This is a genomic window from Pseudoalteromonas piratica (assembly GCF_000788395.1).
GTDB classification, from domain to species: domain Bacteria; phylum Pseudomonadota; class Gammaproteobacteria; order Enterobacterales; family Alteromonadaceae; genus Pseudoalteromonas; species Pseudoalteromonas piratica.
In genome coordinates, this window is sequence record NZ_CP009888.1 from 2,377,387 (window position 1) to 2,403,734 (window position 26,348).

At 38.9% G+C, this 26,348-nt stretch carries 22 protein-coding genes and 3 tRNA genes; 5 read left to right on the forward strand and 20 right to left on the reverse strand.

Going from position 1 to position 26,348, the window contains the following annotated elements; translation table 11 throughout:
* Positions 1–54 precede the first annotated feature (54 nt).
* The 15 genes from OM33_RS11055 to OM33_RS11125 form a co-directional block, all read right to left on the reverse strand.
* Positions 55–4,893, reverse strand: a complete 4,839-nt coding sequence (locus OM33_RS11055; protein ID WP_038641697.1) for an NAD-glutamate dehydrogenase — start codon at positions 4,891–4,893, stop codon at positions 55–57.
* Positions 4,894–5,096: 203 nt separating this feature from the next.
* Positions 5,097–7,421 (reverse strand): efflux RND transporter permease subunit, encoded by a 2,325-nt coding sequence (locus tag OM33_RS11060; RefSeq protein ID WP_038641700.1) that lies wholly within the window; start codon positions 7,419–7,421, stop codon positions 5,097–5,099.
* Between the two features lie 2 nt (positions 7,422–7,423).
* Entirely contained in the window at positions 7,424–8,377 is a 954-nt protein-coding gene (locus tag OM33_RS11065; protein WP_234402691.1) for a WD40/YVTN/BNR-like repeat-containing protein, read from the reverse strand.
* An 87-nt stretch (positions 8,378–8,464) separates the two neighbouring features.
* On the reverse strand, positions 8,465–9,832 hold the full coding sequence (locus OM33_RS11070) for a DUF1329 domain-containing protein (protein WP_038643285.1): 1,368 nt from the start codon (positions 9,830–9,832) through the stop codon (positions 8,465–8,467).
* A gap of 10 nt (positions 9,833–9,842) precedes the next feature.
* Positions 9,843–11,936 (reverse strand): DUF1302 domain-containing protein, encoded by a 2,094-nt coding sequence (locus tag OM33_RS11075; protein WP_038641702.1) that lies wholly within the window; start codon positions 11,934–11,936, stop codon positions 9,843–9,845.
* Positions 11,937–12,215: 279 nt separating this feature from the next.
* Positions 12,216–12,443 (reverse strand): DUF2835 domain-containing protein, encoded by a 228-nt coding sequence (locus OM33_RS11080; protein WP_038643287.1) that lies wholly within the window; start codon positions 12,441–12,443, stop codon positions 12,216–12,218.
* Positions 12,433–15,039 (reverse strand): aminopeptidase N, encoded by a 2,607-nt coding sequence (gene pepN, locus OM33_RS11085; RefSeq protein WP_038641704.1) that lies wholly within the window; start codon positions 15,037–15,039, stop codon positions 12,433–12,435. Before pepN ends, OM33_RS11080 begins: the two co-directional genes overlap by 11 nt.
* An 18-nt stretch (positions 15,040–15,057) precedes the next feature.
* The gene (gene nhaC, locus OM33_RS11090; RefSeq protein WP_052140978.1) at positions 15,058–16,518 is read right to left on the reverse strand and encodes a Na+/H+ antiporter NhaC; all 1,461 of its coding nucleotides are present in this window, start codon (positions 16,516–16,518) and stop codon (positions 15,058–15,060) included.
* 139 nt (positions 16,519–16,657) lie between these two features.
* Complete coding sequence (gene prc, locus OM33_RS11095) at positions 16,658–18,682, reverse strand: carboxy terminal-processing peptidase (RefSeq protein ID WP_038641708.1); 2,025 nt, start codon at positions 18,680–18,682, stop codon at positions 16,658–16,660.
* 11 nt (positions 18,683–18,693) lie between these two features.
* A complete protein-coding gene (gene proQ / locus OM33_RS11100) occupies positions 18,694–19,344 on the reverse strand; it encodes an RNA chaperone ProQ (protein WP_038641710.1) in 651 nt (216 codons plus the stop codon).
* Positions 19,345–19,360: 16 nt separating this feature from the next.
* On the reverse strand, positions 19,361–19,651 hold the full coding sequence (locus OM33_RS11105) for a hypothetical protein (RefSeq protein ID WP_038641713.1): 291 nt from the start codon (positions 19,649–19,651) through the stop codon (positions 19,361–19,363).
* A complete protein-coding gene (locus OM33_RS11110; protein ID WP_052140979.1) occupies positions 19,652–20,107 on the reverse strand; it encodes a GAF domain-containing protein in 456 nt (151 codons plus the stop codon). It abuts the gene before it with no gap.
* 139 nt (positions 20,108–20,246) lie between these two features.
* On the reverse strand, positions 20,247–20,624 hold the full coding sequence (locus OM33_RS11115) for a hypothetical protein (RefSeq protein ID WP_038643288.1): 378 nt from the start codon (positions 20,622–20,624) through the stop codon (positions 20,247–20,249).
* A gap of 81 nt (positions 20,625–20,705) precedes the next feature.
* Positions 20,706–20,796 (reverse strand) — tRNA-Ser (locus OM33_RS11120).
* Positions 20,797–20,809: 13 nt separating this feature from the next.
* A tRNA-Ser gene (locus OM33_RS11125) sits at positions 20,810–20,900 on the reverse strand.
* 244 nt (positions 20,901–21,144) lie between these two features.
* Between OM33_RS11125 and OM33_RS11130 the strand changes: the two genes are divergently transcribed.
* The 5 genes from OM33_RS11130 to OM33_RS11150 are packed head-to-tail and all read left to right on the forward strand — an operon-like array spanning position 21,145 to position 23,168.
* Positions 21,145–21,810 (forward strand): Bax inhibitor-1/YccA family protein, encoded by a 666-nt coding sequence (locus tag OM33_RS11130; RefSeq protein WP_038641717.1) that lies wholly within the window; start codon positions 21,145–21,147, stop codon positions 21,808–21,810.
* 56 nt (positions 21,811–21,866) lie between these two features.
* Positions 21,867–22,220 (forward strand): DsrE family protein, encoded by a 354-nt coding sequence (locus tag OM33_RS11135; RefSeq protein ID WP_038641719.1) that lies wholly within the window; start codon positions 21,867–21,869, stop codon positions 22,218–22,220.
* Positions 22,217–22,573, forward strand: a complete 357-nt coding sequence (tusC, locus tag OM33_RS11140) for a sulfurtransferase complex subunit TusC (RefSeq protein WP_038641721.1) — start codon at positions 22,217–22,219, stop codon at positions 22,571–22,573. The genes OM33_RS11135 and tusC overlap by 4 nt, the downstream gene beginning before the upstream one ends.
* Positions 22,570–22,830: a sulfurtransferase complex subunit TusB gene (tusB, locus tag OM33_RS11145; protein ID WP_038641722.1), complete on the forward strand. Its 261-nt coding sequence runs from the start codon at positions 22,570–22,572 to the stop codon at positions 22,828–22,830. The genes tusC and tusB overlap by 4 nt, the downstream gene beginning before the upstream one ends.
* A 5-nt stretch (positions 22,831–22,835) precedes the next feature.
* The gene (locus OM33_RS11150) at positions 22,836–23,168 is read left to right on the forward strand and encodes a TusE/DsrC/DsvC family sulfur relay protein (RefSeq protein WP_038641724.1); all 333 of its coding nucleotides are present in this window, start codon (positions 22,836–22,838) and stop codon (positions 23,166–23,168) included.
* A 66-nt stretch (positions 23,169–23,234) separates the two neighbouring features.
* Here OM33_RS11150 and OM33_RS11155 read toward each other — a convergent pair whose 3' ends face one another.
* The 5 genes from OM33_RS11155 to OM33_RS11175 all read right to left on the reverse strand — a co-directional run bounded on the left by OM33_RS11155 (position 23,235) and on the right by OM33_RS11175 (position 26,345).
* Positions 23,235–23,852, reverse strand: a complete 618-nt coding sequence (locus OM33_RS11155; protein ID WP_038641726.1) for an FKBP-type peptidyl-prolyl cis-trans isomerase — start codon at positions 23,850–23,852, stop codon at positions 23,235–23,237.
* A 69-nt stretch (positions 23,853–23,921) separates the two neighbouring features.
* Positions 23,922–24,296: a hypothetical protein gene (locus OM33_RS11160; RefSeq protein ID WP_038641728.1), complete on the reverse strand. Its 375-nt coding sequence runs from the start codon at positions 24,294–24,296 to the stop codon at positions 23,922–23,924.
* A 53-nt stretch (positions 24,297–24,349) separates the two neighbouring features.
* Positions 24,350–24,440 (reverse strand) — tRNA-Ser (locus OM33_RS11165).
* Positions 24,441–24,497: 57 nt separating this feature from the next.
* The gene (locus tag OM33_RS11170) at positions 24,498–24,875 is read right to left on the reverse strand and encodes a hypothetical protein (protein WP_038641730.1); all 378 of its coding nucleotides are present in this window, start codon (positions 24,873–24,875) and stop codon (positions 24,498–24,500) included.
* A gap of 93 nt (positions 24,876–24,968) precedes the next feature.
* The gene (locus tag OM33_RS11175) at positions 24,969–26,345 is read right to left on the reverse strand and encodes an SLC13 family permease (protein ID WP_038641732.1); all 1,377 of its coding nucleotides are present in this window, start codon (positions 26,343–26,345) and stop codon (positions 24,969–24,971) included.
* Between the last annotated feature and the right edge of the window lie 3 nt (positions 26,346–26,348).

Consider the following 26,348-nt stretch of genomic DNA (forward strand, 5'->3'; position numbering starts at 1 on the left):
CTCTTAATAAAAAAATACCCCGGAAAATTCCGGGGTATTGTATCTAAATTTTTGTTATTGCGCAGTATCGCAATTGTGGCTGAGTAACATTAATTCACGTAACGCTACTGAGAATTTTGCAAAGTCATGCGTTTGTGATGTTTTAAACTCCGCTAACATATGCTGCCAACGCTCTAGTAGTACTTGATGCTCATTCATCCAGCCTTCAATGATGGTATCAACGTTACACTCCGTTGTCTTACAGTTGCTAAGTACAACTTGAGACAATGAACGTTGTTGCCAATCAAGCTCTTCACGATATGATGCACGTGCAAGTGCTTGCCAATGGTTCGCAACTGGTTGCTGAGTAATTTGATCCAGGAACCAGTGAAGACCCATACCCGCACCAAGCTTGAAGTATGTTTCTGATACTTGAGAAATTGGCTTACTCGATGCTTCAGCAACTTGAGCTAGGTCCATCACAGAGAACAGGCTAGATAACTGAGCAATGCGTTTTGCTAGTGTCTCAGGCACGCCCTCTTTTGCAAGCATGTTAATTTCTGAACTCAGTTTATCTGCTTCTTCCGCGACCATATAAGATGTAATATTTTCGCTTAAATCAGCGAACGCAGGTGCGAAGAATTCGATAGTTTGCTCGATATTAAGCGCTTTGTTGCGGTGACGTAAGAACCAACGAGTTGCACGGCGAACTGTTCGTCGTAATTGATAAAGCATTTCGCTTTGTACAATTGACGGGATCTTGTTATCCAGTTCTGAAATTTCTTGCCACGCATCACCAAGTTCAAAAATTGCTTTTGCCATTGAGTAACAAAGTACAATTTCACTTACTGGTGCACCTGTTTCTTCACTCATGCGCACAACAAAGTTAAGACCCATATCGTTTACGATTTCATTTGCAAGTTTAGTTGCGATGATTTCAGCACGTAACGGGTGATTATCCATTGCATCATTAAAGCGTTCACGAAGCGGTACTGGAAATGCTTCAACAAGTAGATGACGATAGAACGGATTATCAGTGATTTCTTCAATCACTAATTGTTCTTTTAACACCATTTTTGCGTACGAAACCAGTACTGAAAGCTCTGGACGAGTTAACCCTTTGCCAGCAGCTTGACGTTCAGCTAATTCTTCATCAGATGGTAAGAATTCGATATCACGATTTAACTTACCCTCTTTTTCAAGTGCATGAATAAAGCGAATTTGCTCTTTTAAGGTTTGTGGACCTTTTAATTGAGTAACTGAAAGCGTGTGGGTTTGACGGTAGCAGTCTTTAATTACCATACGACCTACTTCATCTGTCATAGAGTAAAGCAATTCATCACGCTGTTTCTTAGTTAAGTCACCTTCAGAAACGAGTACATTTAGTAAGATCTTAATGTTTACTTCGTTATCTGAACATGCAACACCACCTACATTATCGATGAAGTCAGTGTTCATTCGACCGCCGTTTGCTGTAAATTCAATACGGCCTAATTGCGTTGCACCTAAGTTACCACCTTCACCAAAAATCTTAGCGTTAAGCTCTTCACCATTTACGCGAAGCGCATCGTTTGCACGATCACCCACATCAGCATGCGTTTCTGATTTCGCTTTAACATAAGTACCGATGCCACCGTTCCAAATTAAATCTACTGGCATCATTAAAATGGCGCGTAGTAACTCATTTGGTGTCATCGTTGCTTTCTTAGTACCCAACATTTTCTTAATTTCAGGCGTTAAGGTAATCGACTTCGCACTACGTGAGAAGATACCACCACCTTGAGAAATTAAGTCTTTGTTATAATCTTCCCATGAAGAACGTGGTAGTTCGAACATGCGTTTACGTTCAATGAACGATGACGCTGCATCAGGGTTTGGGTCAATAAAGATATGCATATGGTTAAATGCAGCTTGCAAGCGTATATGTTCTGAAAGCAGCATACCATTACCAAATACATCACCAGCCATGTCGCCAACCGCAACACAGGTGAAATCAGTAGTTTGACAATCAATACCAATTTCACGGAAGTGACGTTTCACTGATTCCCAAGCACCTTTTGCGGTAATACCCATTGCTTTATGGTCATAACCAATAGAACCACCTGATGCAAATGCATCACCAAGCCAGAAACCATATTCTTCAGAAATACCGTTAGCAATATCAGAGAAGGTTGCGGTACCTTTATCAGCTGCAACTACTAGGTATGGGTCATCCTCGTCGTGACGGACAACATCAACAGGTGGCACAATTTCGCCATGGTGAATGTTATCTGTGATATCTAGTAGGCCACGGATAAATAATTTGTAGCACTCTTGGCCTTCTTTAAAGAAAGCTTCACGTTCAGTCGGCAATTGTTTACAAACAAAGCCACCTTTAGAACCAACTGGCACAATAACCGTATTTTTAACTTGTTGTGCTTTTACTAGACCAAGTACTTCAGTACGGAAGTCTTCACGACGATCTGACCAACGAAGGCCACCACGAGCAACTTTACCACCACGTAAATGAACACCTTCTACACGCGGCGAATAAACGAAAATTTCAAACGCAGGTAGTGGTAATGGCATTTCTGGAATTAGGCTTGGTTGAACCTTAAATGAAATGTAAGACTTATTGATACCGTCTTTATCTTTTTGATAGAAGTTAGTACGAAGTGTCGCATTAATCATATCAACGTATAAACGAATAATACGGTCGTCATCAAGGTTAGCAACATTATCAAGTTCAGCGATGATATCGTTTACGATTTTTTCGTAACCTTTTTCAGTGAACTTAGACTTTGGAGAAAACTTTTTGTCGAATAGTTTTACTAGTAACTGCGCAATATGTGGGTAGTTTTCAAATGTGCTTTCAATGTAGCTTTGTGAAAAAGTAACACCAATTTGGCGCATGTATTTTGCGTAAGCACGAATTATAGATGCTTCACGGCCTTTTAAACTTGCTGCTAGAACCAGCTTGTTAAAGCCGTCATCTTCAAGTTTGTTGTTCCATACATTAAGCAGCGCAAGTTGGAATCGTTCAGATACTTTCTCAAAGTCACCTAGCCCATCTTTACTCATCAACATGCTGAAATCCATGATCCAGTTAACTTGACCGTCTTCGGTCTTAACTGAATAAGGCGTTTCACCAATAACACGTAAACCAAAGTTTTCAATGATTGGCATCACATCCGATAGGTGAATTGGTTCATTCTTATGGTATAGGCTTAAACGCACTTCACTTGTATTAGCACTTTCTTGTGGGCGATAGAAAAGCATCGCAAGCTTATTATCGTCTGATAAGCTTTCTAACTTTTCAATGTCAACAACAGCAGCACTCGGTAACACTTGATCGCGATACGCACTTGCAAATGCTTTTGCATATTTACGGGTTAATTCATTGCCACGCGATTCACCCGCTCTTTCTAATAAGGCTGTGTGAAGCTTATCTTCCCAAGTGCGAGCAGCTTCAATAAGATTTCTTTCGATTTGTTTCACTGTATATTCAACATTTTGGTCGCAGCCACGTACTGTATAATGTGTACGTGCAAGCATTGATTCTGAGAAAAACGTTGTAAATTCAACTTGCTCAGTTGAGCCAAATGCATTGGCTAAGATTTTTTGTGTTTCTCTACGTAGGGCGGTGTTATAGCGCTCTCTTGGAACATAAACCATGCAAGAGAAGAAGCGTCCGTAAGTATCTTGACGCACAAAAACACGTGACATGTCACGTTCTTGCATATGATGAACACCTAAAGCCACTTCAAGTAATTCACGCTCTCGTGCTTGTAATAATTCATCACGAGGATAGGTTTCTAAGATGTTTAGAACAGCTTTATAAGCATGTGTGCCAGGAGCAAAATCTGTCATATCAAGCACACGCTTAATTTTGCTCTTTAATACCGGAACATCCGCTGCACTGTTGTTATAAAAACTCGAAGAGAATAGACCAATAAAACGGTCTTCACCGATTACATTGCCTTTATCATCAAAACGCTTGATACCAATGTAATCAATATAGGCAGGTCTATGAACACGCGAAACTGAGTTTGTTTTAGTCAGTATCAATAAGTTATCGCTATGCGCTTCTTTGCGTGCAATTTCAGGTAATTCAGATAAAAGACGCGCTTTTGATTCATTCGAGTTTTTCATCATGCCTAAACTTGTACCAGCAACACCTGTCAGCTGGTAATCGCCTTTAATCGGCGATAAGTCATATTGGCGATAGCCCATTAAAGTAAAGTTATCTTTTGCCAGCCAATCTAAAAACTCAACCGTTTCTTTAACTTCGTCTTTGTTTTTGTAGCCTTTGCGCTTTGGTAACTCTTTGCTAATTGAAACTAGCTTATCTTTAATCGCTAACCAGTCTTCAACAGCTACAGATACATCTGCTAACACTGACTCTAATTCTTTTTTAATAGATGCGATCACAGATTGGTCTGATTGACGGTCAATTTCAATAAAAAACACTGTTTTATTAGAATCAGATTCTTGCTCTGTTTTCATTCCGGATAAGGCAGAAATTAAACCTTTCTCATCACGTTTAATTTTAAGAGGTGAATGAAGCAGTAAATGTGAAACGATGTTTTCACGAGCTAATGCCATACGTACCGAATCAACCAAAAACGGCATATCTTTTGCGATAATTTCAACGATGGTGTGAGAGGATTGCCAGCCATTATTAGCCAGTTCTGGATTAAAAACACGGATTAGCGCTTTATCGTCCGTTTGTTTTTCAAGGCTGTTCCATAAGCTTAGTGCTGCGCCGTATAAATCGCTGTCATTACGGCTTGCTAAATCTTCACTCGACATATTGCTGTAAAGCGTTTTAGCAAACTTTTCGACAAGCGACACATTAGTGGCTTTCACTTTACTTCGGATCAACGATGATACGTTTTCCAGTAAAACTGAGGTTTGGCCTTCTTGTTGAGTCATTATGTGTTCCTTATCTATACCTACCTGTGAACGGTAACTATTTGCAGTCTATCTAACTGCAGTGGAGTCAGGTGAATTCTAACTCTTTTAGCATAGATAAAAATAGCATTTTTTGTAGCAAACCAGTACATATTTCAACCAGTTGGCTTACTATTCACAAAATATAGATAGAAATGGCCATTTCTGGCCATTTCAGTACACATTTATTCAGAAGTTTTTTTTCGCCACAGTAGCGTACCGAGTGCTGGTAGGAGGAGTACAGCACCTAACATGTTGACCAAAAACATAAAGGTTAACAAAATACCCATGTCCATTTGGAATTTAAGCGCCGAGAACACCCAAGTACTTACACCAACCGCAAGTGTGATACCTGTAAATAGTACGGCACTACCTCGCTCAATCAATGCACGACGGTATGCTTCTGTTAAAGGCACCCCTTGACGTAACAAACCACTCATTGATGACAAAATGTAAATTCCGTAATCGACACCAATACCAACACCCAGTGCAATTACCGGTAAGGTACTTACAGTTAATCCAATCTCAAGGTAAACCATTAGTGCTTGCGCAAGAGTAGACACCACATAGAGCGGTAACACCACTGCAATTGTGGCCCGTAGTGAACGGAAACTGATTAAACACAAAATGATCACAGCACCGTAAACGTAAACCATCATAGGTAATTGTGCTTCACTTACTGACTCATTGGTTGCAGCCATTACACCTACAGGACCAGAAGCTAATTTAAATTTGAGTGAATCAGTGCCTTCTTCTTCTGCAAATTGTTTAACAGCATCAATTACATGGTTAATTGTTTTAGCTTTGTGGTCTTCAATAAAAGCAACAATAGGCATAACTGAACAATCACTATTGAGTAAACCTGTACTGGTTTCAACACGACTAGACGCTTGTACAAGTGATGCAGTATTACGCGGCAATGTTTGCCATTTTAAGTTACCTTCGTTGTAGCCTGCATTAACCTGCTGCGCAATACTACTCAAAGAAACAGCAGATTGAACACCCTCAACATTTTGAAGTTTCCATTGGAACCGATCGATACGTTCCATCGTGTCATGGAAGGTACAGGCTTCGGGCTCAGCTTCAACAATCACTTTTAAGATATCAACAGAAATTGAGTACTTATCGGTAATTAGAAACGTATCCTGGTTATAACGGGCATCTTCATGAAGTGACGGTGCACCGGCATGTAAGTCCCCTATTTGCATCTCATTTGACTTCATGAAGCCAAATACAAACAAAGCTACCGAAATAAATAAAATGACTTTACTGGTTTTTGGCTCCGTTGCCTTTACTAGTAGTTCACGAATACCAGCAAATGCATCATGTGTTTCGCCATTACCATCGTCAACTCGCTTCATCTTAGTGTAATCAAGGTATGATGCGATTACAGGTAATAAAATAAGGTTAGTAAAAATAATTACCGCCACACCGAGACTCGCTGTAATTGCAAGCTCTCTAATGATACCGATATCAATTGAAAGTAATGTAATGAAACCAACAGTGTCAGAGAGTAGCGCGATACCGCCTGGTACTAATAACGCAGCAAAACTCGATTGCGCTGCAACTTTGTTAGAAAGGCCCTGCGCTACTTTTTGACCAATACTATTGATCATTTGAACACCATGGCTCACACCAATTGCAAAGACTAAGAAAGGCACAAGAATGGACATCGGGTCCAAACCAAAACCAACCAGATTAAGTAAACCTAATTGCCATATTACCGCTATTAATGAGCATAAAATTGGTAACACAGTTAGTTTCATACTCTTACAGAAAAGCCAAACCATTACAGTTGTGATTAAAATTGCAATCAAGAAAAACAGCACAACATCTTTCGCACCATCAGCAACATCACCTGCCATTTTGGCAAAGCCAATAATATGAATTGAGACATTCTCTGTCGTAAACTTATTACGAATTTCACTTTCAAGCTTTTCAGCAAAAGCTAACGTATCCAGCTTTTCTTGCGTTTTCGGATCAGTTTCCATTAATTGCGCTGTTACCATAGCGCACGAGTAGTCATTTGCGACCATTCGGCCAACAACTTTCGCTTTCTCGATATTTTCTTTAACTATTGCTAATCCACGTGCATCCGCTTTGAAATCAGCAGGTATAATTGGACCACCTGCAAACCCATCTTCAACCACTTCTACAAAACGTGCACTCGGGGCAAATATAGAACTTACCAGTGGACGATTTACACCTGGGATAAAAAATAATTGGTCATGTACATTTTTGAGTTGTGTGAAAAACTCTGGATTAAAAATATCGCCACGTGCATCACACACTGAAATTAAAATGCCATTCGCCCCACCGAACTGCTTTTCATGCTTCAAGTAGGTTTTCATATACTCGTGGTTTAGCGGTATATTTTTATTAAATGACGCATCAAGTTTGATTTGTGTGGCTTTAAAACCTAGAAAAACAGTGGCAGCCAGAAAGACCAAAAGGACAGCTAGACGATGTCTGAATAAACTTGTTTCTATTTTTGTTAAAATTGAATTCATAATTACTGCACGCTAAGTTTATGTATTCCCGCTTCTGATGCGATGATTAATCCATTCTGATTGAACGCACCGGCCATAAGTGACTTACCTGCTTTGGTCACTGATTTTGAAATTTGGTTATCACTATATGTTAGCCAAACACCACTATTTGCTAAAAATATGGCTTTATCACCAACAATTTCAATATTATTGATTGATGCAGTTGTGTTTGTCTCTAATTGTGTCCATTCAACACCGTCAGTACTGGTAAACGCAGTGCCTCGAAGACCACCAACTAGGTATTGATTGTCGAGTTTATTAAACGAGAAAAACGAGCCAGCATAAATTTCATCAAGGCGTTGCCATGTTTTGCCCATATCATTACTGGTGGCCATCAAACCAAGTTCGCCGACAAGCCAAAGTGTTTCACCGTCAAGGTATAATTTATTAAAGTGCGGTAAGATTGCTTGTGTTTCTATCTGATAACCTTCAGGGTCCGACTCTTTTAAGTCATTTAAGTATTCACGGTCTTCTTCATACAACAATGAATCATAAAATTCTTTTTGCCATGTTTTTCCGCCATCATGAGTGCGGTAAGTTAAGCCATATGCACCAATTGCTAAACCATGCTGGTTATCAAAAAAAAGGATATCTAAAAGAGGCTTATCTAACTCAGGTAAATATTGTTGAATGTGCCAGTTTTGACCGCCATCTTGTGTGTGTAAGATTGTAGCGTCATGACCTACAGCCCAGCCGTGTTGTGAGTCAACAAAGTGCACAGCCGTTAATAAGCTTTGAACGGGTGTGTTTGCTTGTTGCCATGTATCTGAATCGTTGCTGTAAACAATGTTTCCCCATTTACCAACCGCAATTGTTGATTTACCCACAGGGGTAATATCCGTTAGCAAATTTTGCGCTGCAAGCTTTGCGTGAATTGCTGGTTGCGGCAACACTTGAGCAAGTGCCCCAGTCGCCATGAGAGAGCCCATTAAAAATAGATATTTTTTCATATATGTAGCGGTAGCGTTGTGAGAAAAACGGCCCTCGCGGGCCGTATTATTTTATTAGCGTCGGCCTGAGCGACGTAATGCATTTGAAGTAAACTCGGTATCTTTGAATGACTGTTGGAAATCATACATCTTTTCTTCGTTATCTAGGCCAATGGCTAAGTAACGACGTGAATTAAGATCATGATAAACATCCAAAGTACTCCAGTGAGTTGGCACTTCATAGTAGTTCACACCGTGTGCCATAGCGACACGGTAAAGTTGATCACGGTTGTCATATAAGTCAGCAACGTGGATCTGCCAGCTATCCTCATCAATGAAGAAAACACGTTTTTTGTATATATGACGTGTACCTTCTTTCAGATTTGCTTCAACAACCCATACACGGTGCTTTTCATAACGCACATGTTCTGGGTTAATATGACCAGGCATCAAAATATCATCATACTTCAGCTCATTGCTATGAAGCTTGTAGCTGTTGTACGGAATGTACATTTCTTTTTTACCAACTAATTTCCAGTCATAACGGTTTGGTGAACCGTTAAACATATCGAAATCATCAGTTGTACGTAGACTATCAGAAGCTGTTCCCGGTGCATCGTATGCAACATTCGGTGCACGACGAACACGACGTTGGCCTGTGTTATAAGTCCAAGCTTGACGTGGTGTTAATACCTGATCCATCGTCTCGTGAACAAGTAATGCAGTACCTGCAAGACGAGCAGGTTCAGTGACAGCTTGTTTGAACTTGAATAAGATATTTGATTTCTGCAACGATTCAGGTGTTGCATCTTGTTCAGAATATTTAACCAGCAGTTGCTCATCAAATCCAACAATATTATATGAACCACTTGCTGTAGGTGCGGCTTGACCACCATAACGTTGAATTGACAAACCACGGTAGCGCAAAATATGGTTCCAAATTGCTTCTAGACCTGTTTCAGGAATTGGAAAAGGAATACCGATAGCAGTATTTTTAATACCATTTCCTTCTTCAACAAGCTCAGCAGTGGTTGCATACTTTTTCGTTGCATCATAAATAAATTGTGGGTATGAAGCACTACGACGCGTTTGATAGATATTCATCTTAAACGTTTCAGGGTAAGCTTCAAACATCGCCACTTGACCTGGAGATAATAATTCCTTGTATTGATCAAGGTTTGACTTATCAATAGTGAATAATACTTTATCATCCGCAAATGGGTCTGGGTGGTGATCGCCCACTTTATAAGTATCTGGCGCTTTAGTAATACCGCCTTCCCAAGAAGGAATAGAACCGTCAGCATTTCCAGCCTTTTCTGCACCTAGTGGTGTTAAATCTTGACCTAATCGAGCTGCTTGCTCAGCGGTAATTTTAGCAACTGCTGATGATGTGCTAAACACACCAAGAAGAGCCAGTGCCACTAGGGTAGGTTTTTTAATCATATTGTTACCCTTAAATTGAATACTTGATATTAAATGAAACATAGTCGCGATCTGCTAAGCCATTTGCACTACCGCCACCCCAGAAACTGTTGTAACCAAAGTCAAACGACCACTGGTTTTGATAGTTAAAGTTGAGGTTGACTGATGCTGACATACGATCTTCAACAAATAAGAACATTGGATCTGGTGTTGTACCATTCACATCGTGTGCGAACACAACACGTGGTGAGAAGTTTACACCAGCAAATAAGTTGTTATATTCACCTTTAGCAACTAAGCGGTAACCCCAAGATGTTGCAGAAGCAAATTGATTTGTTTCTGGACCGTTTGAAAGTAATAGATGAAGTGCAGTGTAGTCATCTGCAGGGCCCTGCATAATACCACTTCGTGCGGTACCCGGTGCATTAAGACGCAGTTCATCATACTCAGGTAAATCCTTAACGTGAACACCACCTACTTCACCAAGTACAGCCCAGCTATCAGCACCTAATGAAGGGCCGAATAAATGCGTTAAGCTAAATTGAAGCTGTGCAGTATCGCGAAGGATATAACCTTGGGCAACTTCACCTGGCGCAACCGTTTCTACTTGAGAAATACCAGCAAACATATCTTGGCGAACCGCATCTGGTACACCAGGGTTTGCAAGTTGTTCTGCCATACCTGCGTATAGCAGCTCTACATCATCAATTTGTAGTGGCTCATCTTGACGATAAGTGAATTCACCAGCAAATGCCGTTTCACCAATGGCTGTGTTCCAGCTGAAAGCATACATTTTAATATCTTCTGGATATTCAAGTTGTGCTTCTGTGAAACCTTTTAAATTAGTAATGTTATCAGCTGTGATCGTGTTGTTAGCAATGTAAGCTAAATCGTGACCAATTGCAGGAGCTGTAAAGTTAGATGCTTTACCAGAAATTAATGGACGACGACTATGGTAATTTACATAGTAAAGACCAAACTCTGTTTCGTTAAGTTCAGGAACAAACCAACCAAGTTTCAAACCATATTGGCCTGAATCTTTTGGCTCTTTCATCGCTTTATCACCATTTGCTTTGATCGCAACTTTTGTTGGATGTGCAAGGTACATACTTGCAAGCAATGATTGCGCTTCAGGGCTCGTTGGATCCATGCCTTGTGACGCTAACACTTGTCCCCACTGAGCATACATACTATTCAATGAGTTTGTTAGATAAGCTAAGTCGATATCAGGGTTTGAAGTAAAACCGAGTTGCACGTTATTAGCATTACCATTTACAGCAGCAAAGTCATTGGTTGATAGGTAAGTACCTGCAACCGGTAGACGTGTTTCATGCCATTGGTATTGGTAGAACATTTCAGCAGAAAAGTTTTCTGTGATACCAAGTGATGCCCAAAGCATACCTACAGGTATAAATGCTTCTTTAACTTCCGCACCTGGTGCTTTTAATCGGTCAATATCAACAGGGTTAATATTGATACCATGGGAAATAAGTGCACTTTCACCCCAGTTAACTACTTGTTGACCAAGACGAATAGAAAGTGGGTTGTAACCGTCGTTCAAATCAAAATCTGCATACGCAAACGCATCAAGTAAACGAAGGTCTTTACATACAAGTTCTTCTGATTCTTTGTTTGCACATGGGTCGACACCTTGACCAGACGTTGGGTTTTTATATGCTAAATCAGTGTCATTTAGTGCGAAATCATAGAAGTACATAAAACGCGTAAAGAAACCATAATTGTCTTTACGAATTTCTAGTTCATGTGTTCCTTTTAATAACTGTGAAAACGCTTCACCGCTATCAAAGTTTAGGTTGCCTGCATCACCATTATTCGAATAAGTACCTGGCTGAGACCAGATATCACTTGAAGAGTAAATTGGATTAAGTGCAGGATGATAACCAGTCCAATCAAAGCGAGGATGATTAGATTTACCGATTTGATTATCGAAGTCACGGTCTTCTACACGATAGCTAGTACCGTATGAAAATGTTGAGTCAAATTGTATTTCAAAACCACCAACTTCAAATGATGCGGCTGAAGCAGTTTGGCTTGCTAGTGCCATACATGCTGCAGTAACACCTAAAGCCAGTTTGTTTTTGACAAAAAGAGGACTTTTTATCATATATATTCCCCCTATGGCGGGCTGTTTTGTTATCAAGTTATTGTTTTTAGTATGCTTGTAACGATAGAAAGCAATTCATAAAATTACAAGTAAAACATGAGATATCACAAAATCATTGAAACAACGATTAAAGATTCACTCTTGTTATTAGATATTCTACTTTCTAATCACATAGGTAAGACATCTTACCAGTTAAATAATCGAAATGAAAAGTGCTTATGATAAAGAACTTGAAAAAGTTACCTGAAAAACGCCGAAATTTTAATCAAGACAATGATTTTAAATGATTTTTTCTAAAGAAATAAATTTATTTTCAGCCGTTAAATGAATACGAAAACGCCCTTTTATACCAATAGAAGAAACAAAAGGACGTAACTTTGATGCATCAAAGCGAATTGTCTTCCCACAATCACTTAATACCTGTACTTGAGTGTAATGGCCTTCGTAATAAGCCATACACTCATCGTAGTTAAGGTTTAATGCAAAATAGTAAGTTTTACTCACCATTAAGAGCATTACTCACTTTTTCGTAGAGATCTGGGCTTAGATCTGAAATATCAGCTAAACGCTTGAGTTGTTCTTTTACCTTATTCTGACGCTCAATAGTATGACGTTTATAACTCATAAGCGGTGTAATAAGGCGTGCAGCATTTTGTGGGTTAATTTTGTCGAGTTTAATTAGCAAATCGGTAAGTAAAGTATACCCTGAGCCATCAACAGCATGAAATGCTTGTGGATTGAACATACAATAACTCATAAGTAGTGCACGAACACGATTCGGGTTAGTAATATCAACTTCCCCATTTGCGAACATTTCAGTAATTGTCGCTGTGATATTTTCTGATTTTAAGCGCCCCACTTGTGCTAGCCATTTATCTAATACAAGCACATCATGTTGCCATTTTTCCTTAAAACGAGTTAAAAACTCGCTATGTACTGAATGCAAACTGTCACATACTGCACTCAATGCATTTAAACTATTGGTCATATTACTGTCAGTGAACTGCTGTTCTAGTTCGTGTGAAGCCTGATCCCAATCAGTTAATGCCAGATAACTCAAAATACACCCTTTCAATGCACGGACACTAATGCTGTGTGCATCCAAACCGCCGTTTTCATCTAACGATGTGTAAAGTTGTACCAGTGAGTCTTTTAGCTCCATTGCCAATGTGGATTTGTAACCAGCTAATTGTGCACAGATTTTGTCGACTGGAACTGTCTTGTAGGTTGCCGCAATTGCATCAAAACTTGGCAATGTAATTAATTCACTTAACAGAGCTAAATCTTTTGACTCTGACGAAAGTAACTCATTGAATAAATCAAGTACCATTTTGGGCAATTCACTTCCAGAATCAATACTCGATTTCAAACATACAATCATCAATCGCTGCATCGCATCCCATTTTGAAAAATCACTGCGTGCATGTTTAACAATTGTGATTAACTCATCTAGAGATTGGTCAAACTCAACTTTACAAGGTGCAGAAAAGTCTTCAAGGAAAACAACCGCACTATCCTGCTCAATATTTTCAAAGATATATTGATGCGTTTCTGATTTTAAACTCACCACATTACCAACAACTTCGCCGTTAATTTGTAATGGCTGCGAGATACCCTTTGGTGAAATTACCTCTATCGCGAGTGGAATATGTAAAGCTTGTTTTTCACTTTGATCTTGTGTCGGTGCCGTGTATTGCGTGACTGTTAAAGTTAAGGTCTTATCTGACTCGTTATAATGTCTATCCACGTTTAGCTCAGGTGTGCCTGATTGACTATACCATTTTGAGAATAACGTTAAGTCAATATTTGATGCATCCTGCATTGCACTCACAAAATCATCACAGGTAGCAGCTGTTCCGTCATGACGTTCAAAGTAAAGCTTCATACCTTTTTGGAAATTAGTTTCACCTAATAAGGTGTGCATCATGCGGATCACTTCAGATCCCTTATCATAAACAGTAACCGTATAGAAATTGTTCATTTCAATCACTTTATCCGGTCTTATCGGATGCGCCATTGGTCCTGCATCTTCACTAAACTGCGGTCCACGCATCACTTTTACTGCATCAATTCTGTTTAACGCACGTGAACCAATGTCTGAGCTAAATTCTTGGTCGCGAAATACCGTTAAACCTTCTTTTAATGATAACTGAAACCAGTCTTGGCACGTCACTCGGTTTCCAGTCCAATTGTGAAAATACTCATGACCCACAATGCTTTCAATGGTGTGATAATCACGGTCAGTTGCGGTTGCCTGGTTGGCAAGAACACACTTTGAGTTAAAAATATTAAGGCCTTTATTTTCCATTGCCCCCATATTGAAGAAATCAACGGCGACAATCATATAAATGTCTAGGTCATACTCAAGGTCGAAACGTTCTTCATCCCACTTCATCGCACGCTTTAGTGATGCCATGGCATGGTCTGCCTTGTTTAAATTACCTTTATCTACAAAGAGTTCTAATAGCACATCACGACCAGTTCGAGTTTTAAACGTGTCTTGGAGAACATCAAAATCACCAGCTACAAGGGCAAATAAATAGCTTGGTTTGTTATATGGGTCTTGCCACACATTAAAGTGCCTTCCGTCTGCAAGCTCACCACTTTCAATTTTATTACCATTCGAAAGTAAATGGGTAAATGATTTATCAGCAATTACTTTTACCGTGTATTTAGTCAATACATCTGGTCTATCTTGAAAATAAGTTATTTTTCGAAAGCCTTCTGCTTCACATTGGGTACAATAAGCACCGTCTGATAAATATAACCCCTCTAATGAGGTGTTGTTTTGCGGATCAATTTCGCTTTCGATATGAAGTTCAAACTCTGACGGTAAATTTTTTAATAAAATCCCTTGCTCAAACTGTTCATATTGTGAAAACGGCACACCATTCACATTAATGCAATGTAGTGTCTGATTAACACCATCCAGCCATAAATCACTTTCGTTTTCTGTAACTCTTTTATAGTGTGATTTTTGTAACACACGTGTCTGTGTTGGTTGTAAATCAAACTCTAAATATAATGAGTCAACAAGAAAGTCTGGGGCCTTATAATCTTTACGATACTTAGCTTGATTAGTCGAAATATGTTGTTCGCTCATAAAAATTACTCCACTAAGTTATGCTTCACGTGATTGAATATGTTTAGGCTCTAGTTTTAATATCTTAATACCAAAGTAAGCATATATAACTGCTAATGCAGGGTTAATTAAATTGAAAAATGCATACATTGCATAATCTAAAGGACTAATTAAAAGTACACTCTGCATATAAGCACCGCATGTATTCCAAGGGATCAATGGACTGGTAATTGTTCCACCATCTTCTAAAGTGCGTGATAAGTTTACAGGTGCCAAGCCACGTTTCTCATATTCTTCTTTAAACATACGTCCTGGCATTACAATAGCCATATACTGATCGGCTGCGATTAAGTTTGTACCAATACATGTCGCAACAGTTGACGCAATAAGAGAACCGGTGCTTTTTGCAATCTTTAAAATACCCGAAACGAAGACTTTCAAAAGACCAACTTTTTCCATCACGGCGCCAAACATCAAAGCACAGATAATCAACCATGTTGTATTTAACATGCCTGACATACCACCACCACTTAATAAGCTATCCATCTTGTCGTCGCCAGTGGTAATACTAAATCCATTAAAGAACGCCGCCCAGACTAATTTAAACGTGCCAACAAAGTGTGTCACGCCAGTTTCAATCTGACTTGCAATCAGTTCTTGTTGAAATAATAACGCCCAAATAGCCCCCACAAATGCGCCAATAGCAACTGCAGGAAACGCTGGCATTTTTTTAATAGCCAGAGTTAACAAAACAACAAGCGGCACTAACATCTCGATACCAATGTTGAAGTTTTGAAGAAGAATACTTGAAATCTCTTCAATACGACCTTCATTCGGGATCCCTTCAGCATTAAAGCCTAAAACCAAGAAAATAATCAGTGCAATAATAAAACTTGGTACCGTTGTCCAAAGCATATGGTGAATATGCTGGAATAGATTACTGCCAGCAACAGCCGGTGCTAGGTTCGTCGTTTCAGATAACGGACTTAATTTATCGCCAAAATAGGCACCGGAAATAACTGCACCTGCCGTCACAACTTGGTCAAGACCAAGTCCTGAAGAAACACCAAGTAATGCCACACCTATGGTCGCAGCTGTAGTCCAAGAACTACCGATACTAAGTGCAACAATGGCGCAAAGCACACAACTGGCAGCATAAAACCAATGGGGATTGATAAGTTGTAAACCATAATAGATCAGTGAAGGAACAGTACCGGATAACAACCAAGTACCTATCAATGCACCTACCATAAGTAGAATCAGTACAGCACCTAAAGAAATGGTTATACCTTTAACCATTGCTTCTTCAAGTTCCCCCCATTTAAATCCATTTTTAAGACCAATAAGCACTGCAATAGCTGCGGCAAACAAAAGTGCTATTTGGTTAGGGCCATATGATGAATCATCACTGTATAAATAAACGGATGTGCCAAGCAGGAGCACTAAAACGCTAATTGGAATTAAAGCGTCTAAAAAGGTCGCTTGTTTAACTTGCTTCACAAAGATACCTCAAATTGTTGTCATTATTTGTCAGCATCACTTAACCAAATAATCATTAAGTGTTGACTTTGTTATTTTAAAATTCACATAAAAAAGCGCCGACTTTTTAAAAATCGGCGCTTGCTAAAATCAAAGATGATTAGTGTTTAGCGTAACGGCCATACTTAATAAAATCTGAAGTAATATGAACCGCTTCTTCTAAACCTGGATCAATTTCATCCAAAACATCTGGCGCATCGTCAAGCGATGCTATTGGGTCTAGGCCCAAACGCTTTAATCGCTCATTTGCACGTGCGAGTGATTTAACTTTGTCTTCTTCACGTTGCTTTTCACGTTTAGCTTTGACAAGCGTAACTGAATCACGATCTTTTTCTTTTTGATAAACTGCAATGTCATCATTAAGATAAATAAACTCAGGCTCTGACGCAATACGCTCGTTATGCTTCTCTGTTAAGAAGGAAATCGCCGGTGATAGGTCATCTAACTTGGAATAACTCGCTTTACGAATATGATCCCAAGGTAAGGCATTATCTTCCTGACTTTCGCCCCATTCTGCAGGGTCAATCGGTGAAGGATACTTAATATCCGGAATAACCCCTTTGTGTTGAGTACTGCCGCCATTAATTCGATAAAATTTTGCGATTGTGTATTGCACACTACCTAGTGGGTTTTCAAAAAGATCAAACGCTTTAGTAAGGCTTCTGTGCTGTTGCACAGTTCCTTTACCAAAGGTTTGCTCACCAATGATTACGGCGCGACCATAATCCTGCATTGCTGCAGCAAAAATTTCAGAAGCGGACGCACTGTAACGGTCTACTAGGACTGTTAAGGGACCATCGTAATAAGTTACACCATCGCGGTCTTTTTGTTTTTCAACTTTACCATTGATGTTATGAATTTGAACTACCGGGCCTTTATCAAAGAACAAACCTGATAATTGGGTTGCTTCATATAGAGACCCCCCACCGTTACCGCGTAAATCGATAATAATGCCGTCTACTTGTTGCTCTTGTAGTTTAGCTAATTCTTTTTTAACATCCTTTGACAGGTTGTTATAAAAACCCGGGATTTCAATCACCCCGATTTTTGTATCAAGCTCTGAATAAACTGGCTCAAATACACTAGATTTAGCAGCTTTATCTTCTAAGCGAATTTTGTCACGTATGATTTCAACTTCAAGCGGCGTGCCGTGCGAATCTGACCCTTTTAAATACTGTAAACGAACCTTAGTACCTTTCGGGCCTTTAATTAAGTCTACCACATCATCTAATCGCCAACCGATAACATCAACAAATTGATCTTGGCCTTGGGCTACCGCAATAATGCGATCATCTGACTTAAGCTTTTCAGTTTTTGACGCTGGACCACCTGGGACTAATGAACGAATTACAGTGTAATCTTCATCAACACCCAAAACTGCGCCAATACCTTCAAGCTCAAGTTGCATATCTTGTTTAAACTGCTCGGCACGACGAGGTGAAAGATAGGATGTATGTGCTTCGATGCTTCGCGCAAATGAGTTCATTGCAATTTGATAAGCATCTTCACTATTCGTTTGTGAAATTCGTTTAAGAGTATAACGGTAACGCTTTTTAAGAATTTCTTTAATATCTGGCCATTCTTTGCCCGTTAACTTTAAACGCAATGCATCGTACTTAACACGTTGACGCCATATTTCATGCAGCTCAGCCTCAGTTTTAGGCACTACAGCATCTTCACGGTCGAAGAAATAATTATCTTCTTTGTCAAACGTCATTTCTTTATCAAGTAAAGAAAGGGAATATTCAAAACGTTCAAAGCGGCGACGCATGTTCAGGTTAAAGATTTCAAATGCAAAAGACATGTCGCCTTTAATTAACGCATTATCAATCTCATACCTGAAATGTTCGAATTTAGCTAAGTCAGATTGAAGGAACAAGCTCTTGTTGCTATCAATTGACTCTAAATAACGGTCATAGATTTGGCTAGATAAGTCGTCATCTAATCGTATAAGTTTGTAGTGTGAGCGAGTAAATAAATTGGTTATTCGCTTGGTTGCAGCAATATGCTGTATTTCCTGTTTTAACTCAGGTAAATTTTCAATGCTAATTGTATCGGCAGAAGCAAATAAATTTGCTGAAAAAAGCGCTGCCGCCAGTGGAATAAGCTTAAACTTCTCACTCATACACTGTCTCCTTATACGATAAATAGACTCTCTGCTTTGGTTTTCACCTGCATGCCAGTTACAAGAACTACATGAATGTCTTCCTTGTTCACTTCAGTGATTGTGCCTTTTACTAAAGCTTGGCCAAGTTTAACTTTTACTTCTGCGTTCACTTTAATATCACCTGAAGGTAGTGCTTCTACTTTGTTAGAGCGACGTACAGGTTTGTCTTTATTAGTGTTACTAGAAGTAAATTTAGTTCCTTTTGCATTATTTTTATCTGCAAAAGTACCTTTCTTTTTGTAAGATTTCTTTTCACCCGCATTACGTGGTGCAGCTTTTTTACGCTTAGCTAGTTTTGCACGGCTCTCTTCAAGCGCTTTGTTTGCGTGTTCAACGTGCTCTTCTTCAACTTTTTCTGCGTCGTTACCATCAAGGTCAATACGGAACTCATTTTTGGTTACTGATTCTAGGTAACGCCAGTTTGAAGTGTATTTACGAAGTGCTTGTCGCACTTGCGTTTTACTCACTCGCTCATCACCATCGATACGCTCAGCAATGTCTTTAAAGATACCAACCTTTAACGGTTTAATACCGTCTTTTTCTTTGAAACAGGCTGGAAACTCTGTGTAAAGGTAATTTAATACCTCTTTAATATCTTTTAGCTTGTTAGTAGAGTCCATGTGTTTAACCTTAAATTTAAATCTCTTCGTCTAAATTGTTTTCCAATTGATGCGCAACATAATGTAACACCCAATCGATTAATTCTTCATTTTCGGCATCTAAAATCGCTGTATCACCACGCAGGTGCTCCCAAATGCCTTCAATAATTCTGTCTATCGTCTCAGCATCGCTTTCTTCAGGAAGCGTCTGCCAAGCAATGTGAATAAGTTCGTTTAGATTTTCAGCAACCGTTTCTTCTTGTCCTTCCCAATCGCCTACTTGGTCAATAGCAAAAAGGTAATCTTGGACATTCAACCAGTCCTTCATTTAAAGGTGCTCTTTTAATGATGCCATTATAAGTTCTAAACCAGTTTGGTCATCTTGATCAAAGCGATTTAAGCTTGGACTATCAATATCTAAAACACCGATGTATTTACCATCTTTAATGAGAGGTATTACAATTTCAGAGTTAGATGCTGCGTCACAAGCAATGTGACCTTCAAAATCATGAACGTTTTCAATACGTAAAGTTTGCTTTTTCTCGAAGGAAGTACCGCATACACCTTTACCAATTGGAATTCGCACACAAGCAGGATTACCTTGGAAAGGACCTAAAACAAGCGTGTCGTTCTCTAATAAATAAAAGCCAACCCAATTGATATCTTCTAGAGCAATATTTAATAACGCACTGACGTTTGCAAGATTAGCGATCAGGTTAGTTTCATCTTCAATCAAAGCTACCACTTGATTGTTTAAACTTTGATATAAGCTTTCTTTATTCATTATTTGGAAAAGTTAACAATTCAATATTCACAAAGCTTAAAGGTACTCTTTCGGAACAACAAATGAAACCTTTTTAAGCTAAAAAAAGCGAATATCGCTAAATATTCACTTTTTTGTTTACTATTTATTCACCGTGAAACTAGATTTGTTTTTTTTGCGTCACAATAAAAATACCAGCGGCTAAAATTGCCATTGTAGTATTGACAATAAACACCTGTCCGGAAGCAACATTAAACATAAAACTAAAAAGTGCACCACCAAAAAGCGCTGCGGTTAAAACCGCAGTGTTGTTAGTTTTGCTACGTTTGACTAAGTACAAATATACTGGCAACACACAAATACCCATTGTAAGCCCGACAATATGCGCATTAGCAACAGCACTCAATAAAATAGAGAAGAATAATTGGCTGTTACCGCTTTCAAGTGTAAATACATAGTACATGCCTATAAGACACCCGATAACAAATGGGGAAAAGAGTGAGTAAGCAATGCCTTTAAGAATTATTTTTTTGTCCATAACTGAATCACTAGATTTAAACACAGTGTAAGCTTGGCAAAAATTAATAAAATTTAAAGTAGACTTAGGTATGAGGTGAGGTGGCGGAGAGATAGGGATTTGAACCCTAGATAGGCTATTAACCTATGCCGGTTTTCAAGACCGGTGCTTTCAACCACTCAGCCATCTCTCCGCAATAAAGAAAGTGGCGGAGAGATAGGGATTTGAACCCTAGATAGGCTATTAACCTATGCCGGTTTTCAAGACCGGTGCTTTCAACCACTCAGCCATCTCTCCGCAGCGGGGCGAATATTAGGGGATTCTATTTCACTTGTGAAGCTTTTTTTTCAATTTATTTATCAAACGCACAATAAACACGCAACCCGAGCGTTTTACAATCAAATTTCGAAATTAAATTGAACTAAACGCCCTACTTCACCGTTCTAATATAGGAATAGAATTGCTACCTAACATGTTAATTGATATGCTGTTCGCAGTTCTGAAACCTAACAGGAATGCGTTTCAATTTAAGGAGTTATTTATGAGCTTTAACCACACGTACTCTTCGCCAAAATCGGCGCAATCAGTACTTGAAACTAATAAGGTATTACGCAATACCTATATGCTACTTGGTATGACTTTGCTATTCAGTGCTGTAACTGCAGGCATCTCAATGGCAATGCAATTACCTTACATGATGGGTTTAGTATTCAGTATTGCTGGTCTAGTTACCCTTTTCGTTGTTAACAAAAAAGCCGACAGCGCATCAGGTCTACCATGGGTATTTGTATTTACAGGCCTAATGGGTGCCGCATTGGGGCCTATGCTTAACCATTACGCAGCTATGCCTAACGGTCCTATGCTGATTATGCAGGCATTAGGTTCTACAGCGCTGGTATTCTTTGGTTTATCTGCTTACGCAATGACCACAAAAAAAGATTTCTCTTTCTTAGGTGGTTTCCTTTTTGTTGGTTTAATCGTGGTTGTGTTAGTTAGTCTAGTAAACCTATTTGTTGGTAGCTCAGTTGTATTCATGGCAATGAACGCAGCTATCGTATTTATTATGTCTGGCTTAATTTTGTTCGATACTAGCCGCATTATTAACGGTGGTGAAACCAACTACATCCGTGCAACGGTTAGTTTATATTTAAATGTATATAACCTTTTCACATCTATCTTGCATCTTCTCGGTGCAAATAATGACTAAACACTAAAAGTTTAATAAAATAGCCCCGTTAACCGGGGCTTTTTTTTGGATAAATTTTGGCATCTATCATTATTAGTTATCATGCAAACGTCACTTCACATGATAGTTTGCAACATCTTACCCGCTTTATACATAGTGCGATAAAAGTTGGGCATTCAATTAAAGGTGTATTCCTTTATCAAGATGCAGTCTTTCATGCGAGTAATCATTTTTCATTACCTAGTGATGAATTACAAATTATGGAAGTTTGGCAATCAATTGCTGATTTGGGCGTGAAACTTTCGTTATGTGTTACAGCAGCTGAAAAACGTGGTCTAGCGATTTCAAATACACTTCCTTTTGAAGTTGCAGGACTTGCAGAATTTGCAATGGATGTTGCGCAGACTGATAAGTGGGTACAAATAAAATGAAGTCATTTTTAGTGATCTGCAATCAATCACCTTTTGTCGATGCAAGCCTAAAAGAGAGCTTGGATATGGCATTAATTTTTGCAGCGATTGATCAAGAAGTCAGTTTGCTATTACAGGGTAATGCCCTATTTGGCTTACTTGCTGGGCAATCAATTGATACGCTTAGCATTAAAAATTATCTCAAAGCATTTGGCACATTAGCGCTTTATGATATTGATCAAATCTATGTGTGTGCTCAATCACTTGAAGAGCTAAATCTTAAAGAGTCACAGTTTGCATTTGATGTTATCGCATTAAATGAAAGTGAAAAACGTGAATTACTGACAAAACAACATCAAGTGGTGACTTTGTGATACTGCATATTTTTAGTCTGCCTTTATCTTCTTATAAATTAAATGAGTTAATGATCCAACAGCAAGACAGCATTTTGCTCACATCAGACGCCTGTTATAGCGCCGCAAATTTTGTCTCTACATTTAGCAATTGTAAGCTGTATGCCCTTGAAACTGACATCAAAGCGCGCGGCGTACAGACGCAGCATTTAGAATTAATAACCGATGAACAATGGGTTGAGCTTATTGTTCAGAGTAAACAACATATAACTTGGTAAAAATAATGAGTTATTTAATTGATGGTAAAACCATTGAAACCGACAAAGAAGGCTATTTAAAAATCCAATCGGATTGGAGCGAACAACTGGCAGAAACAATTGCACAACATGAAAATATTGAACTCAATGACAACCATTGGGAAGTTGTACACTTTGTTCGAAACTTCTATTTAGAATTTAACACCAGCCCTGCAATACGCATGTTAGTTAAAGCCATGGCAAAACAACTAGGTGAAGATAAAGGCAATAGTAAATACCTCTATAAATTATTCCCAAAAGGTCCTGCAAAGCAAGCAACAAAAATTGCCGGTTTACCAAAACCTGCCCGTTGTATTTAAGTTAAAATAAACAATTTAACAAACAAAAAAGCCAGCAATAAGCTGGCTTTTTTAATCGTAATCAACTTATACGATTGCAAGTAGCTCAACATCAAAAATAAGTGTTGAGAATGGTGCAATTGACGCACCTGCACCACGCTCACCATATGCAAGGTCATGAGGTACATATAAACGCCATTTTGAACCAACAGGCATCATCTGTAATGCTTCAGTCCAACCTTTAATAACACCACCTACTGGGAATTCAGCAGGCTGACCACGGTCGTAGCTGCTATCAAATACTTCACCGTTAATAAGTGTACCGTGATAATGAGTGCGAACAGTTGACTCTGCAGTTGGTTTGTCACCTTCACCTGCTGTTAGTACTTCGTATTGTAGACCTGATGCAGTAACTGTAACTTCAGCACGCTTCGCGTTTTCTGCTAAGAAAGACTCGCCTTCAGCAGCAAGTACTTTTGCTTCTTCTTCGCGACGTTTTGTGATTTCAGCATTAATTTCTTCAAATGCTGCTTGGATCGCTGGGATCTCAACTTGGAACTCACCACCCGTGTAAGCATCTTTCATGCCTTCAAATACTGAGTTTAAGTTTAAACCTTCAAATGGGTTTGACTTAAGTTGCTCACCCATTTGTAGACCGATACCATAGCTTGCTTTTTCAGCATTTGAATTAAATTTATCTGACATAATCTCTATACTTTAATTGAGTTATAAAAACCCCAGTCTAACATAGATAGGGGCTACTTGTTACCGCAATTACTTACTTTTAGTTTGCATTGTTTCAAGCTTACTTTGCGCAAGTAAAGCCAACATTGAAATAACAACATTCGCTAATAACAATAACCAAACATCAGCTACTTGGTAGGCAAACACAGTGGGCAGCAATGCGGATGCAAATCCAATCATAAATGAAAAGAATAAACGCTGATTCGTTTTGAAGTATTTACGTGTTGTTTGAGCAACCAGCAAATTAAAAATAAACAGGCCAAGGTAACTTTGCCAAATAAGCCCTAACTGGTTTAGCTCTACAGAAAAAGAGTCTGTCAAAAGTAAGATACCTTGTTGCAGCACTAAACTATATATAAATGCAAAAATGAAAATTAACAGTATAGACTTCGCTTTATTATTCATATTAAAACTCCAAAACGAAAAAAACCGCCATAAAGGCGGTTTTGGGAATGAGGTGGCGGAGAGATAGGGATTTGAACCCTAGATAGGCTATTAACCTATGCCGGTTTTCAAGACCGGTGCTTTCAACCACTCAGCCATCTCTCCGTTGTTGGTGCGCATATTAATGAGTTCGTAATGCGTTGTAAAGTAAAAAATTACGTTTTAGTAATATTCTTTTGGCTGACGCGCAATTAACGAACAAATTAAGCTAAAAATAACTGTTATCGCCAATAAAAAAATTATTTTTTTGATAAAATCTGCATTTTTTAACAAACTTAAAGCTTCGAAATTAAAAAATAGTACTGGTGTAACAGCAATAGAGAAAACCACTAACGATATTTTCATCGCCCGCCAGAACGAAAAACGTTTCAAATAAGCCATATACCAAGTTAACAGCGAAAAAACGCCAAGTTTAATAAAGACAATATGGCTAATATTATGTGACTGAGATGCTGTGATATAAACAGCGATAGCAGAAACAATGCCCCAAATAAGCCAAATTGACCAACTTTCCTTTTCGCGCAAAAACAAGTTATTCATAACTGCGCCTTTTTATTATTTTATGGTTTGAATTGGTTGTTAATACACCACCTTAACAAAAAATAAGCACTTTTTAAATAGCCAAAATACGCTTTATGTCAACAAATAAAAACACACGAATGCAACAACAGTCGCAACCAAGATATTAAGCGCAACACCTTGTTTTGCCATATCTTTAATTGATACCTCACCACTTGCAAACACAATTGAGTTTGGCGCTGTAGCGACGGGTAAACAAAAGGCACAGGAACAACTTATCACTACAGGTACCATTAACAACTCAATTGGTAAATTAAGCGCAATTGCGGCGCTGGCAATAATAGGCATCATTAATGTAGCTGTTGCTGTATTTGATGTAATTTCAGTTAAAAATGACACACCAATTGCCAAAGCAAGCAAACTCACCAAAACCGGTAGCGAACCTAAAGCCACAAAAAATTGACCAAGCAGTTCACTTAGTCCGCTCGAAACAAATGCTTTTGCAATACAAATACCACCGGCAAACAGTAACAACATCCCCCAAGGAATATCTTTAGCGTCCCGCCACTCTAACAGTCTTCCTCCTTTTCCATTAGAAGTCATTGCCATTGCAATCACACCTAATATAGCTATCGAAGAATCCCCTACCGTTGTAAGGTTAATTACACCTGACCAACCACCGAATGGCTCCTTACGAAAGACCCATAACAACGCAACAATGGCAAAAATAAACAACACACGTTTTTCTGAAGGTTGCCATGGTCCACATTTAGGTAAATGAATTGAAGCTGATAAGGTTATTCCTCTGGCAAGCCACAAAGCCATAAGTGGAATTGAAATAACAATTATCGGAATTGCCACTTTCATCCAACGAATAAATCCATACTCTTGCCCTGCAAATTCTTCATATACAGATGCAAAGATAACATTGGGTGGCGTGCCAATTAATGTGCCTATCCCGCCAAGTGATGCTGAGTAAGCAAGCCCCAAAAGCAAGGCGATTTTAAAGCGACTATTGTCGGTTGAAGCGCAAATAGCAAGCACGACAGGGAGTAATGCCACAACCGTTGCTGTATTTGAGATCCACATAGACAATATACTGCTTGTTGCCATAATCGCGAATATAATTCTCAGTGCACTGTCTCCACCAATCACTTTTAAAATGGTAAATGCGATGCGCCTATGTACCCCTGATTTTTCAATCGCCACGGCAAGCATAAATGCCCCCATCAAAAGCACTATGACATGTGAACCAAGCGAAGATGCCGCTTGCTGATGGGTTAATACCCCGACAAAAGGGAAAATACCGATAGGAATAAGTGAAGTTAACGGAATTGGTAATGCTTCAGTGATCCAATAGTAAGCGGTTAAAATGGTCAATGATACTGTGAGAGAAATTACTTGAGGCTGTTGCCAAACATAAATACACGCACAGTAGGCTATTGCGCTTGAAAGTAAACCGATAAGAATATTCTTATTATTATTTGTCATTTT

Excerpts from the sequence above, each read along its gene's own strand:
- OM33_RS11055 (WP_038641697.1), bottom strand. The coding sequence starts at position 4,893 with ATGACTCAACAAGAAGGCCAAACCTCAGTTTTACTGGAAAACGTATCA.
- OM33_RS11060 (WP_038641700.1), bottom strand. The coding sequence starts at position 7,421 with ATGAATTCAATTTTAACAAAAATAGAAACAAGTTTATTCAGACATCGT.
- OM33_RS11065 (WP_234402691.1), bottom strand. The coding sequence starts at position 8,377 with ATGGCGACTGGGGCACTTGCTCAAGTGTTGCCGCAACCAGCAATTCAC.
- OM33_RS11070 (WP_038643285.1), bottom strand. The coding sequence starts at position 9,832 with ATGATTAAAAAACCTACCCTAGTGGCACTGGCTCTTCTTGGTGTGTTT.
- OM33_RS11075 (WP_038641702.1), bottom strand. The coding sequence starts at position 11,936 with ATGATAAAAAGTCCTCTTTTTGTCAAAAACAAACTGGCTTTAGGTGTT.
- OM33_RS11080 (WP_038643287.1), bottom strand. The coding sequence starts at position 12,443 with ATGGTGAGTAAAACTTACTATTTTGCATTAAACCTTAACTACGATGAG.
- pepN (WP_038641704.1), bottom strand. The coding sequence starts at position 15,039 with ATGAGCGAACAACATATTTCGACTAATCAAGCTAAGTATCGTAAAGAT.
- prc (WP_038641708.1), bottom strand. The coding sequence starts at position 18,682 with ATGAGTGAGAAGTTTAAGCTTATTCCACTGGCGGCAGCGCTTTTTTCA.
- proQ (WP_038641710.1), bottom strand. The coding sequence starts at position 19,344 with ATGGACTCTACTAACAAGCTAAAAGATATTAAAGAGGTATTAAATTAC.
- OM33_RS11105 (WP_038641713.1), bottom strand. The coding sequence starts at position 19,651 with ATGAAGGACTGGTTGAATGTCCAAGATTACCTTTTTGCTATTGACCAA.
- OM33_RS11110 (WP_052140979.1), bottom strand. The coding sequence starts at position 20,107 with ATGAATAAAGAAAGCTTATATCAAAGTTTAAACAATCAAGTGGTAGCT.
- OM33_RS11115 (WP_038643288.1), bottom strand. The coding sequence starts at position 20,624 with ATGGACAAAAAAATAATTCTTAAAGGCATTGCTTACTCACTCTTTTCC.
- OM33_RS11130 (WP_038641717.1), top strand. The coding sequence starts at position 21,145 with ATGAGCTTTAACCACACGTACTCTTCGCCAAAATCGGCGCAATCAGTA.
- tusC (WP_038641721.1), top strand. The coding sequence starts at position 22,217 with ATGAAGTCATTTTTAGTGATCTGCAATCAATCACCTTTTGTCGATGCA.
- OM33_RS11150 (WP_038641724.1), top strand. The coding sequence starts at position 22,836 with ATGAGTTATTTAATTGATGGTAAAACCATTGAAACCGACAAAGAAGGC.
- OM33_RS11155 (WP_038641726.1), bottom strand. The coding sequence starts at position 23,852 with ATGTCAGATAAATTTAATTCAAATGCTGAAAAAGCAAGCTATGGTATC.
- OM33_RS11160 (WP_038641728.1), bottom strand. The coding sequence starts at position 24,296 with ATGAATAATAAAGCGAAGTCTATACTGTTAATTTTCATTTTTGCATTT.
- OM33_RS11170 (WP_038641730.1), bottom strand. The coding sequence starts at position 24,875 with ATGAATAACTTGTTTTTGCGCGAAAAGGAAAGTTGGTCAATTTGGCTT.
- OM33_RS11175 (WP_038641732.1), bottom strand. The coding sequence starts at position 26,345 with ATGACAAATAATAATAAGAATATTCTTATCGGTTTACTTTCAAGCGCA.